Origin of the sequence: uncultured Marinobacter sp. (assembly GCF_963974375.1) — a bacterium.
Lineage (GTDB): Bacteria > Pseudomonadota > Gammaproteobacteria > Pseudomonadales > Oleiphilaceae > Marinobacter.
In genome coordinates, this window is the sequence record NZ_CAXBDN010000115.1 from 1 (window position 1) to 12,676 (window position 12,676).

Genomic DNA, 12,676 nt, shown 5'->3' on the forward strand with positions numbered 1-12,676 from the left:
TGGGGCATGGTTGTCCTCTGAAATGTTCAGGCGACAACTACGCTGACACATAGGGCGACACTCGCGCGATTAAGAGGGCCGGTTATGAATCTCTTGGCAGGCTTGTTGGGATACTCCGTGTTCTTGCTGACGACGCTTGCCATCGGCGGTCTGGGTTACATTTACGCCGATAATCTGGAGCGCTGGGCGAAACGCCAATTGAGAATGAGTGATGCCCGGCAAAAGCCGCCCGCTTGCAGTCTTTTCCCGCTGCCTGCTTTTTTAAACAAAAAAGCGAACATTAATAAGCCTTTTTTCAAGACCAATGCTTCCATCGGAAAGCAGACCTTTATTGCCTCGCAGAGATTGGCTATGAGGGTGGCGTAGCTAGTGGTCAAAATAGTTGACGAAATACAAGGTGACGCCCAACCTACAAGGGAGAACCATTGAGCAATCTAGACTTGCTAGGTTGAAAAAATTGGTGCAGCGGAAGTCATTTAGTATGAAAAGAATTTTCGCGTTTTTAAATTTAATTATATTTTGTCCAAGCATATCGTTCGCTTTAAACCCGCACTCTACATACCAAGAAGAGGCCTTCGGTATTTATAGCGGCGGAGGATCCTCTTCTTCCGCCGAAAAGATTGGCATTCTAGTTGTTTTCCTGAGCCTCGCAACCGGAGTGTATTTATGGTGGAGTTATTCGTCTCCGATAAGAGACTGGGTTGAGCAAAACTCGGCTCTGTCTTTCTGGTTGCTGATCTGGGTATTTCCAGGAATAGTTATGATTGTAACGGGCCAAATCGTGAAATGAATAAAATATTTCAAATCGAGAATTAGCAAAAATACCGCGAAGCCAAAGTAGAGGGTTTCGTCCAGAATCTGAGTTGCAGTGGGAACATTTTAGACGTTACACCATAATGATGCAGTAAAATCCAATAAGACTGATGTTGGTTATATCTCATGTAAAAAGTCTCACAACTCTGAGGTAGGGCAAATAATAAAGCCTTGCGCCAGAGACAAATGCCGATATCAGGGCGCTGTAAAAGGTCCGCTTTGTGGTCAATGTGAATGTTAGCTTTGCGACCGAAGCAAATACTCACAGTTACTGAGCTGAAGCTCAATCCAACAAAACTCACAAAATTTTGGGTGCGCAACTTTTTTCTTAACGTAACGCCGATTATGCGCAGTAGCTTGTTAGCGCCGCCGCACCCCTGCCACGCCACTCATAATTTCCCGTGACGACTCACCTCCCGGCTCCCGCTCCATTCACCGATACTCTCGACATCGGCGTTGCTGATCCGTGCTTAACGGCTTGGGAGCTGCCGATTCACATTTCCAACCAACATATAGGTGATGATCATGGCTAAGCCACATAATGCGCCCAGCACAACCGGCAATCCCTCTGGCGGCGGACGCGGGAACAACCCGCCCAAAGGCCGTTAAGAGTGACTCTCTCAGGCTGCGAGAATTCGCGCGGCCTGAGCTTGATAGTCCGCCCAGTAAGCAGGAAAACGCTCAAACGCTGGTATGGTGTCGCTCAAGGCACCATGCAGACCGCATTTATCAAAGACTGCCCACTCATCCAGTACAAACGCTCCCCAGATAACTGCGACATTGGCTTGCATCGTGGCCAGCGAGACATCTTTGTCTTCCGAGTCTTCCGGGACCAGGTTTTGAATGAATTGCTGCAATTGATCGGAATCCGGCCGAGTGCCGTTACGCCATTCTCTGAGTCTCGATTTCTTATTCTTACGAATATCTTCCTCTCGCGCCTCGACCGTCTGGTAGGAGGCTCGCGATTTATCTGCGTCCAATCCATACGGGTTCGGTAAACACTCGGCAATTTTTGCCCACGAAACCTCTCTGCGATCTTGTGTGGCATTCCGCCGCCACGTGTCGAGTAACCGCTCAAGGGGCAGCGTCAGGGCAGAGCCATCAAACGCTGGCACCATATCACCAAAAAAACTGTGCTCGACCAGCCATTGTCTATCGTGGTTATTGAGGGGGGTTTGTTCGTTAAACCAGCGAGTGAGATCCAAAGAGACGTTGCACAACAGATGGTAATAGAAGTCGATTCGAATACGGGTATACAGGCCCAGCAGTATGCCTGCCTGCTCACGTCTGGCTGGACCTGTGCTCGATTTTAGCGTTGCGGCAGCTTGGAGCCCCGCCTCAATGTGGGAAGAATCCACGCGAGTCTTGTCTCGCAGAAAAACCTTTAGGGTTTCCCTCCACTGCTCTTCAAAGACGGTAGGCGTCGCATTGCTCTTTTGAATGTCTAGCCCTTCCTGAAAAAGCTCGATCTCTTGTTCGGCGCGCCGTTTTATGAACTGTTCAGTAAATGTTTCCGAATAATCGGTCTGAAAGATCCGCAGATGTTCACCTTTGCTCATGCAGAGCCAGGCAAGGCCATTGTTATTCAGTGAGCTCTCCATCCAGGGTTCTAAATAGGAGCTCGTTATGTAGTCGTGCATCTGAGGCGTCAGGACAGATGCCAATACCTCTTTGATTTTCTCACCACTTCTCGGAGTGACTCCCTCTTTCACAGCCTTTCGTACAGTCTTTGGGTCAGGCAACGGCTGATTGAGGCGAGCGCCGAGCTCATTGATCATGCCGGCCAAGCCCCCGGGGCGGCCCAGATACTCAAGGAATTTATCTGCCGAAGGGATGAAGGGAAATGCCGTTTCCGGAAGTCCTATACGGAATCTTTCAGCCATAAGAAACATGCTCGTGCAGATTCACATTGCGACCATACGTTGCCGCGCCGGCTAACGTGCCCGACTGGTTCTATTCTTTGGTTTGACGTTGCATCCGTTCCCGATATTCAGCTGTCAAAAATTCACTGGATAGCCAGTATCTAGTAAGTTTCAAAAGCGTTTTCAAGTCCTCAATATCCCGATCAGACCATTTCCGAACATAGTGTGCCTCATCATTTCCCAGCCACACTGCTCGATCAGCACAGTCCTTTATATTGGGGTCAGTTACATACTTCCGTATGCATTGTGCCAACAGCATTCGCGAAATTTTATGTTCATCATCAGGGTTCTTGCTAATCAGATAGTCCTTTATCAAAAACTCCAGAGCTTTACGATATCCAACCCCAACGAGCGAATCGAGACCAAGAGCTTCAGCTTCCTGCACCTGAGCATATATTTCGACGAATCCTGGTGATATATCTTCAAGCCCACGCTCTAATTGAGTTCCAAGAACTGGAGCTGGGTAAACATAAACATGCGTATCATCACCCGGATCTTTGGCTTCAGGCGAATCCATGAAGAAAATGGTAGAAACAGTTCTGCAACCAGCGCACCTGACCTGTGACCAGGCAAAGCTGTTCTGGCGTCGCCAACCTAGCTTCACATTCACCAACGATCGACGACACTCTGAATCCGGGCACTCAATGTCTAAGGATTGCGGAGCTTGAAATTTTGTCCTTTCGATGTCTGTCCAGCGAAGCGCATGACTTTTATCAATCTCTCTCAAAGTAACTCTCCACCAGGTTGTGCAATCGCAGAGTCATGCGGCTGAGGGCCCGCAGACTTACGCGACTGTTTAGGCAACGGCCTTGGCATTAAGATGGCACCATCTGGGCACTTGATACCTTTAACGGGGAACAACTGATAAAACCACGCACAGCTATCATCAAGTTGGTTTTTTCATCGCTGTTTGGGAGTCCGGCTTATGTAAAAGGAGCTGTAGGATTAAGAGCGCGAATTGTTTTTGGCTGTGCTCGCTCTCCAGAATCTCCATTGACAACTTTTCGTGATCGGTCATTGAATCGAGCACCAAATCAGTCAACCGTTTCGGAAACAGCCCATGCATGACCTGATCCGTTGAATGGCTATTCACCTGCGCCATCACCGCCTCATCCCGGCGAACCCGATCAGCAATGCCATTGGCAAAGTGCAGCTGGTCTTCCTCACTGACTTCAGCGCCGAAGATGTCATTTAACTTTTCGATGATTTCGGAGAGGCGCTTCATCTCTATATCATGTGGTTTTCCGGTGCCAACACCTGTAATCGGATCCAAGCCGTCCGGGTCATCCTCCCCCTCTAATCGCAGCTCATGCTCCTTTCGCTTGGTGATTCGGTAATGACTCAGTGCTAGCTCTGAGATATCAATTTCATCATCGTCCAAAACCTCCTGGCGCAGCAGTGGTAACAGGTGTTTTGCAAAAACACACAACTGCTCGAGCTCTGAATCCTCAAAAAATACGATCTGGGACAGGAACTCGTAGGTCCGAACAAAACTTCCAAGGTTTTTCTTGAACAGATCGAGCTGATCCAGACCTTCGTCAATCTCCTTCAGAGAAGCGTCGGCTTGCTTCAACCCAATCGTATTGCCATCAGCCTCAGCCTGTTTCCGGGCAGCTCTGACCTGACCTCGTTCGTCACGAAGCAGCTTGTAGCGCTTGTTGAAGCGTTCCCGGGCCGGCTGGCAGTAATAGCTGAGTTTGGATGCTTCAGCCTTGGGATCGAAGAATGCCCGCGCAAAGGCCTCCACCTCATCCCAGTGGTACACCTGCTCAGCATCCAGCGCTTCCTGGATGTCATAGACCACCTGGGCGTCAGAAACCCCGGTCAGTTCCGCCTTGTTGTAGTACGGCAGAAACGAATCGAGGATTTCCTGAGCGTCGTTGATGAAATCCAGGATGAAGGTTTCCTTGCCCGGGAACAGCCGGTTCAGCCGTGAGAGTGTCTGGACACACTCCACACCCTTGAGCTTCTTGTCCACGTACATAGCGCAAAGCTTCGGCTGGTCAAAACCAGTCTGGTATTTATTGGCCACCAGCATCACGTTGTACTCGTCCGTATCGAACGCCTTGGCGTGATCCCGGCCATTCAGGCCCGGGTTCAGAAGACTACTGGTTTCAGTAACCTCCTCCGGAATCACATCATCCGGTGGCAGGCTGCCTGAAAAGGCCACCAGTGGATGAACGTCCTGATAGCCCTTGTCCTGGATGTACTGCTGCATGGCGAGCTGGTACCGGACGGCCTCCTGCCGGCTGCTCGTCACCACCATGGCTTTGGCTTGGCCATCCAGCAGGTGCCGGACGTTTTCCCGGAAGTGCTCAACGATCACCTCAACCTTCTGGCTGATGTTGTATGGGTGCAGACGCACCCATTTGGCCAGGGTGGTTCGGGCCTTCTTGGAGTCGACCTCATCGTCCTCTGCGTCCGGGTGAGCCAGCTTCCAGGCGACGGCATAGGTGGTGTAGCGCCGGAGTACATCGATGATGAAACCCTCTTCGATGGCCTGTCTCATGGAGTACACATGGAAAGGCTCCGGTTTATTGGACTCACTTCGAGGCTGCGACGGGTCCGGCTCACGTCCGAACAACTCAATGGTTTTCGCCTTGGGTGTCGCGGTAAAAGCGTAGTAGCTGATGTCCTGACTGGGCTTTCGCGCAGAGACGGCAGCATCCAGCAGCTCTTCCGCACTGATTTCCTCTCCTTCGGGCAAATCACCGCCCAAGATGGCCTTCAGCTTGGTTGCGGAAGAGCCGGTTTGCGACGAGTGAGCCTCGTCCGCGATCACAGCGTACCGTCCAGAAGCCAGCTTGGGATACTTCTCCAGCGCATCGAACAACGCGGGGAAGGTCTGGATAGTCACGATAATGATTCGGGTCTGCTCGGCCAGAGCCTCAGCCAGCTGCTCTGATTTACTCTGGTTGCCCAAATCACGATTGATAGGTCGAACCACGCCCTGAGCGTGCTCAAACTGGTAGATGGTGTCCTGAAGCTGGCTATCCAGCACCGTTCGGTCGGTCACGACAATGACCGAGTTGAACAGCTTGTTGCCGTCGTTATCATAGAGCTGGGCCAACTGATGGGCTGCCCAGGCAATGGAGTTGGATTTGCCGGAGCCCGCACTGTGCTGGATGAGGTAGCGCTTGCCGGCACCTTCTTCGCGGGTCGCCTGAATCAGCTGGTTGACCACATCCCACTGGTGGTACCGGGGAAAAATCAGGGTTTCCTTGGTCTTCCGGTTACCGTGGAAATCTTCTTCGGTTTTCTTTTCCAGGTGCAGGAAGCGGCCAAGGACCTTAAGCCAGGCATCCTTCTGGAACAGTTGCTCCCATAGGTAAGCCGTGGCGTAGCTACCCTCATCCTCGGCGCGGGGGTTCCCGGCACCGCCATCGACGGTACCTCGGTTAAACGGCAGGAAGAACGTGTCCTTTCCATTCAACCGGGTAGTCATCGCCACTTCGTCCTGGCTGACCGCAAAATGGACCAATGCCCCGCGTTTGAACGTCAACAAGGGTTCCGGCTTCCGTGTTACCGGATCCTTTACCGGGCGATCCTTTTTGTATTGGCGCTTGGCGTGTTCCACGGTCTGCTTGAACTCGCTTTTGAGCTCCAGCGTCGCTGTCGGAATCCCATTCACGAAGAGCACCAGGTCCAGCCGTGGGTTGTAATCACCGGTGCGGGCATGAGGCGAATAGGAGACTTCCTCGACCACACGTAACCGGTTGGCGTTGTATCGACGCTCTGTGTCCGGGTTCATGCCGTGATCCGGCTTGAAGCTGCACAGGTCGATTTTTACGCCCGGTACTTTGAAGCCATGACGGAGCACATCGAGGGTGCCCTTTTTCTCCAGCTCCCGAACGGTTTTCTGGATGAGCACCTTTTCCGGGTTCTGAGGGTTACCCTTACAGAACTTTTCCCACCGATCGGGCCAGGCCTCCTGGAAGTAACCAATCAGGTCTTCTGGGTACACGGCATTCACCTTGTCGTACTCTGACGCCTTGCCGACCAGCCAGCCCTGATCACTCAGAGAAGCAATGATGTCGTTCTGGAACGCTCTCTCTCGGCTGTCAGCCATGACTACTCCTTGTATCCCTTTACCCAGCTTGGCAACTGGTCTGCGCTTAATTGCTTTGAATCAGTCTTTGAGCTCGTCTACGGCACTTTGAGCTTCGACAAGCGAGCTTTGCCAGTCGCCGTATGACTTCCTGCTGCTCTCTTCGATCCAGACAATACGGCCATTCGCCGAGCGGCCTGATACCACTGCTGCTGCCGCGCTGGGACTTGAGAAAGACTGGTCTTGTGTGAAGCGCACCGCGCCGGAAGCGTCCGGCACCAGCACACCATCTGCCGTCAATTGATCGTACAAGGGTCGATAACTGGTGTAGCTACTGCCGCTCACCCACTTATCTCGCGCCTGGCTTCCCTCAAGCACCACAAATTCACCATCGACTTCACGGGCGGTGGCACGAATGCCGTATTTAGGCAGCTCCATGTAAAAATTCGGAGCCGCACCCTCAGAACCAGGCTCTCCCCGAATTTGAGCAGCAATTTTTTGCCGATCACGGAGAAAGTCGAATCCCAAGACGGGCAATATGATGCGGACTTGTTCAATAAAGAACGCCTTATCGGCCTGATCGGACTCCGGGAGCACCGTGTAATCGTGAGCAGTGCCGTTGACCAAGCCACAACGTCCGGATTGCTTGGCAATGGCGATGAGCTGGCTTTCCAGGTACTTCACATGGGCTTTGGTGAGATTCTGATCTTTACTGGTGATCAGGCAAACCCGCTCCCAGAAATCCTTTCCGCCTTGGGGCTCAGGACGATTGTGCTGTTTCAGGCGCTTAGCCACATCGTCTGATTCACCGATGTAGACCAAGGGGCGCATAGCATTGTCCGGATCCGGGCCCACCAGGAAATATACACCGGTGCGACCGCACTCTGGCCTCTGCACCAACTCGGTCAGTTTGGTGCGAGGCCCAGTTAGAGCGTGGCCAGTCCAGTTCATGATTTCGGCGGTCAGCAGACCGTTCGGCGTGCCATCCACCAGGAACAGACGTATGCCGCGACCGTGGCTCATGCGGTAGTCTCCATGCCGGCTTGGCGTACCTCTTCATCAAAGGCGCTTTCATCGGCAGGTGGTTGCCAGTCACGCACATCAATTTTGCCGGTCACAGCAGCAGATATGAGTGCGGACCGTCGTTCCGACAGCAGCGCCATCGCCGCCTTAGCCTCACTTATTAACGCTTCCATTTCCTGTAGTCGCTTATCCAGCATCTGTGCGATCGAGATTTGTTCGTCGGTTGGAGGCACCGCGACGACGAGTTCACGAATATCTTCCAGACTAAGCTGAACCTTCGTACCTCCATAACCAGAGCCAAGTAACTGCTCCTTCGCAGCATTACCCAGAATAAAATAGGCAAGCCAGTTTGAATTGCAGAGAGTGGCAATAGGCCTCGCAAGGGCAACATGCTGACTCACATAACCACCTTCTATTGATTTGTCCGCTGCACAGACAGAACCAAGATCTGCTGTAATGGAAACCAGGATGTCACCAACGTTGATTTTCGCCCGGGAGCCTTCGCTCCCGTCGGGTGGTGTAACATACTGGATTGACTCAAACTTCGGTCGGATAGAGTCTCGTGTCAGATTAGTGATTCGGAAAAATAGCTCACCCGAATCAGAGTAAAAATCCGCCCATCCACGTGATCCACTGGTAACGAAACTGACAAGAAACTTCACCGGCATTACTTTCCAATGCGCCGGCACCTCCCCAAGCCACTCCACCCCGGAGTTCTTAATCGGCACATCCGGATCCAGTCCCTTGGTCACCGCATGGGAAATCACCGCCTGGCGCTTTTCCTGAAGCAGCTCTATCAGGCGCTCCTGCTCGCGGATCAGGGCGTCGATTTTGGTGGTTTCGTGGTCTAGGAAGCGGGCGATTTGGGTTTGTTCGCCAATAGTTGAAACAGGTAAAAGGATTTCGCCAATCAAGGTTCCGTTTAAGTTGGCAAGCCCAGTTGTCGAGTTTGAAAGCAAGTCCAGTTGAGCTCTAGCCAGCTCATTGTTCATGACATACCAAGCTAGTTTCGGGATGAAGCTTGAATTTACCCTCAGCCTCTGCATGAAATTTCCATAGCAGCAGCCCTGTTTAGCGATATCAGCCGTTACCAGAGTCGTTTTGCCAATGTGCAAGGAGCTTCCGCTGGACTTCGTTACTACCAAATCGCCCTCAATAAGAAGCGCACTAACTTTTTCCTTGGTGTTAAGCTTCCGTGGAGCAGGGTCGATAATCTTCCAGTGTCCGTCTACGGTTTGATCCGTAGAACGCAAAACTAAAGTGTCACCTTCGCCCGTGGGGTCATCGCCCCAAACACCGCCGTCGTTATTGTCGAGCAACCACTTGAATGGTTTAACCTCCCAGGTTACTGGGACTTCACCGATCCAAGGCACCCTTGAATCCTTGTAAGCCGGATACGTCGGAAACGTACCCGGGCTTTCCCTGCCCTCGCCCTGCGGGCCAACGGCTGCGCCGTTGTTCCAATTTGCTCCAGACAAATTTGTCATGCCGACAACTCCTCGATCATCAGCTTGATCCGGTCCGTGCATTGCTTGAGATCAGCATCGATTTCTTCCAGCGGGCGTGGCGGCGTGAACTCATAGAAGTGCCGGTTGAACGGAATCTCGAAGCCAACGATGCCCACTTCGCCATCCTTTTGATCCCGCTTGGACTCATCGATCCAGGCGTCTGGAACATGTGGTTTCACTTCCCGTTCAAAGTAGTCGTACACGGACTCTGAGAGGGGCACATTCTCATAGTCCCGAAGGCTGGTGTCGGCTTCTGGATTGCCCTTGCTGTCCGTGCAGATATCAGCTTCTGAATCACGCTCACTAAGGGCATTGAGCAGGGCTTTCAGTTGTGGCGCACTCAGATATACCTGATGGTCAGTGAGTGAGGTCTTCAAAGCCTTCTGGAACTGTTTGCGATTCCGGTAGACCGTTTCGGCATCCATGGCACGACAGGCCGCGAAGATATTGTCTTGGTCTTCCTGATCCATTTTCTGGATCGCTTTTTCGTCCGCAATCCGCTCAATGCGTTCTTCCGAAGTTTGGAAGTTCAGCTTTAGTGGGCGCTCAACCGTGATACGACGATAACCAAAGGCTTCTATAGGGAAGATTTTACTTTTCTTGGTTTCCTGGAAGTCCCCATACAACCGCACGATCTCGTCCTGATCGGACCCGCTGACAAACTGGCGCTTACTGCCGAGGGACTTACGCATCTTCGTCGCCCGGTCAGTAGCATCGATCAGCTGGACCTTGCCCTTCCGTTCAGCCGGCTTGCTATTCGAAAGCACCCACACATAGGTGGAGATGCCGGTGTTGTAGAACATATCCGTGGGCAGGGCCACGATGGCCTCGACCATGTCGTTCTGCAACAAATAGCGCCGGATTTCAGATTCGCCACTGCCAGCACCACCCGTAAACAGCGGGCTACCATTGAGAATAATGCCGATCCGGGAACCGCCCTCACGGGCATCCCGCATTTTGCTGACCAGGTGCATCAGGAACAGCAGGGAGCCATCGGACACACGGGGTAGACCAGGCCCAAAACGACCATCAAAGCCTCGATGCTTGTGCTCATCAGTGACCTGCTTCTGAACCTTTTTCCATTCCACGCCAAACGGCGGGTTACTGAGCATCAGGTCAAACTTATTAGTAGCTAGCTGATCATCTGACAACGTGTTGCCTAGCTTGATGTTGCTGACTTCCTGTCCTTTGATCAGCATGTCGGCCTTACAGATGGCGTAGGACTCCGGGTTCAATTCCTGGCCGTGTAGCGAGACGGTGACACTCTCGCTGATCTGCTGGATGTACTCGTCACCTTCGGACAAGAACCCGCCCGTTCCAGCTGTAGGGTCGTAGATGGTCACAATACTATTAGGCGTTAGCCGACTCTCCTGTGCGGTCAGGACAAGGGAGGTGGTCAGGTGCACGATATCCCGAGGCGTGAAGTGCTCCCCGGCGGTTTCGTTAGAGCTCTCCGCAAATTTCCGGATCAATTCCTCAAAGATGATCCCCATACCGAAGTTGCTGATGGTTGCCGGGCTCAGATCAATGCTGGCAAACCGCTGCACCACCTGGTAGAGCAAGTTGTTGGCGCTGAGCTGTTGTACGAAGTCTTCGAAATGGAAATGCTCGAAAATCTCCCGGGCATCCTGGCTGAACGACTGAACATAGCTCATCAGGTCGTCAGCGGTTTGGGTGTCAGACAGGGTAGCCAGGCTTAATGGCGAAGCATTAAAGAACTGCTGGTCAGCGGCCCGGAGTAGGAGCTTCTCACGAACCGCATCTGGTTTGGTCTGATGTTCTTGAGCTGCTGACAGTACCTGAGCTTTAGTTGGCTCCAGCACGCACTCCAGGCGGCGCAGTAGGGTAAACGGCAGAATCACGCGCCCATACTGGCTCTGCTTGAAATCACCACGCAGAAGGTCGGCAACCGACCAGATAAAAGCGGCGGTTTGGGAGTGGTTGGTTTTGTCGTCAGTCATCCGTGGAGCTCCATTACAGCATGTCGTAGGGCAAACCTTTATTTCAGGCTGCATCCAATCTTTTTAAGGAAGAATTCAATGTGGCTCGGGTTACGCCAAAGTGGGCAGCAACTTCCGTTTTCGTGATGCTGGGATCCGTTAACATCGCTGCAGCTTTACGAATGTCAGAGTCGGACAACACAGGCTTTCGCCCTCCTTTGCGCCCTCGGGCCCTGGCCGCTGCCAGTCCTGCTTGAGTGCGTTCTCGGATCAGGTCGTGTTCAAACTCAGCCAAAGCACCAAAGATATGAAACACCAGACGGCCACCTGGGCTGGTCGTGTCGATGGATTCTGTAAGCGACTTAAAACCAACTTCTCGCTGGCTGAGATCCTGGACAATCTCAACCAGGTCTCTCAGTGACCGGGCCAATCGGTCCAGTTTCCACACAACCAGGACATCGCCCTTACGGAGCATACGGAGGCAGAGCGACAATTCAGGTCGCTCACGAACTTTGCCGGTAAACTTTTCTTGGAAGATCTGTTCACACCCAGCTTTCTCCAGAGCATCAATCTGGAATTCCGGATTCTGATCCTGAGTGCTTACCCGCGCATAACCTATGATCATTAAACGCCCCTTTTTTATACATAGATTTTTATACGGGATTTTTATACGCAAAACAATGGGAAATTCGACTATTTCGGGCGACCACGGCTAGCGTTCAAAAAACGACCGTTTGATAGACGTCATTGCAAGCGCGTTAAGGTGGCTCGCTCAACCATAGTGTGGCCAATGTCGGATCAGACCTGTTTGCAAAGACCACAAAGCAGACTTTTTCAGATAGGGGGCTGCCCAATCCGCCATTTGGAAACAAAGCACGCTGGGGTCGCAAAGCGAACATTCAGATCAGAGTCCGAGGACTAGGTCCTAGAGACGTTTGACCAATCGTAGATAGAGTTCAAAGTTGTAGGAATCGGCACGCTCGACTTATCCGATGAGTTCTGTCTGGCGTCTCCGATCAGCGAATCTCATTCATGAATAAGCGGCCGGGCCACAACAGAATCAGTCGTCGTTCTGCCCGGTGCGATCCTGCTCTTCACTCACCGCGTTCACTGCATGGAACGTAATAAGCCCCTTACTGGCTGCATGCGTTGCCATCGCTAGATTATCGGCCGCCAGGATCAGATCACAACCTACCTCATGCGCCTCACGCGCGAGCCTGTTGATGGCATCGGAGCGCGCCCGCGTGTTGCTGACATCTCGGATATAAATACCCAGTATACGGTCGGGATGTTGCCGCAGAATGTGGCTGTAGATCTCCGGGTCACTCTGCCCGGAATCGCCAATCAGAATAAACCGCATGTCGGGGGGTAATCCCCCCGAAAAACAGCGGTGATCAAAAGTAGAATTTTCCGTAAGCTACA

General features: G+C 52.4%; 9 protein-coding genes. 1 reads left to right on the forward strand and 8 read right to left on the reverse strand.

Annotated elements, in window-relative coordinates; all coding sequences use genetic code 11:
• The first annotated feature begins 84 nt into the window (after positions 1–84).
• The gene (locus AAC035_RS11175) at positions 85–366 is read left to right on the forward strand and encodes a hypothetical protein (RefSeq protein ID WP_339803958.1); all 282 of its coding nucleotides are present in this window, start codon (positions 85–87) and stop codon (positions 364–366) included.
• Positions 367–1,433: 1,067 nt separating this feature from the next.
• On the opposite strand, the gene AAC035_RS11180 is transcribed toward AAC035_RS11175, so the two are convergent.
• From AAC035_RS11180 to AAC035_RS11215, 8 genes are all read right to left on the reverse strand, one after another.
• On the reverse strand, positions 1,434–2,696 hold the full coding sequence (locus tag AAC035_RS11180) for a hypothetical protein (RefSeq protein WP_291943869.1): 1,263 nt from the start codon (positions 2,694–2,696) through the stop codon (positions 1,434–1,436).
• Positions 2,697–2,766: 70 nt separating this feature from the next.
• Positions 2,767–3,462, reverse strand: a complete 696-nt coding sequence (locus AAC035_RS11185; protein ID WP_339803961.1) for a DUF4145 domain-containing protein — start codon at positions 3,460–3,462, stop codon at positions 2,767–2,769.
• A gap of 159 nt (positions 3,463–3,621) precedes the next feature.
• Positions 3,622–6,804 (reverse strand): type I restriction endonuclease, encoded by a 3,183-nt coding sequence (locus tag AAC035_RS11190; protein WP_339803964.1) that lies wholly within the window; start codon positions 6,802–6,804, stop codon positions 3,622–3,624.
• Positions 6,805–6,864: 60 nt separating this feature from the next.
• The gene (locus AAC035_RS11195; protein WP_339803967.1) at positions 6,865–7,806 is read right to left on the reverse strand and encodes a GIY-YIG nuclease family protein; all 942 of its coding nucleotides are present in this window, start codon (positions 7,804–7,806) and stop codon (positions 6,865–6,867) included.
• The gene (locus AAC035_RS11200) at positions 7,803–9,293 is read right to left on the reverse strand and encodes a restriction endonuclease subunit S (protein ID WP_339803970.1); all 1,491 of its coding nucleotides are present in this window, start codon (positions 9,291–9,293) and stop codon (positions 7,803–7,805) included. The genes AAC035_RS11195 and AAC035_RS11200 overlap by 4 nt, the downstream gene beginning before the upstream one ends.
• Entirely contained in the window at positions 9,290–11,275 is a 1,986-nt protein-coding gene (locus tag AAC035_RS11205) for a class I SAM-dependent DNA methyltransferase (RefSeq protein ID WP_339803972.1), read from the reverse strand. The genes AAC035_RS11200 and AAC035_RS11205 overlap by 4 nt, the downstream gene beginning before the upstream one ends.
• Positions 11,276–11,318: 43 nt before the next feature.
• The gene (locus AAC035_RS11210; RefSeq protein WP_113270587.1) at positions 11,319–11,879 is read right to left on the reverse strand and encodes a recombinase family protein; all 561 of its coding nucleotides are present in this window, start codon (positions 11,877–11,879) and stop codon (positions 11,319–11,321) included.
• A 435-nt stretch (positions 11,880–12,314) separates the two neighbouring features.
• Entirely contained in the window at positions 12,315–12,614 is a 300-nt protein-coding gene (locus AAC035_RS11215) for an App1 family protein (RefSeq protein WP_339803976.1), read from the reverse strand.
• Between the last annotated feature and the right edge of the window lie 62 nt (positions 12,615–12,676).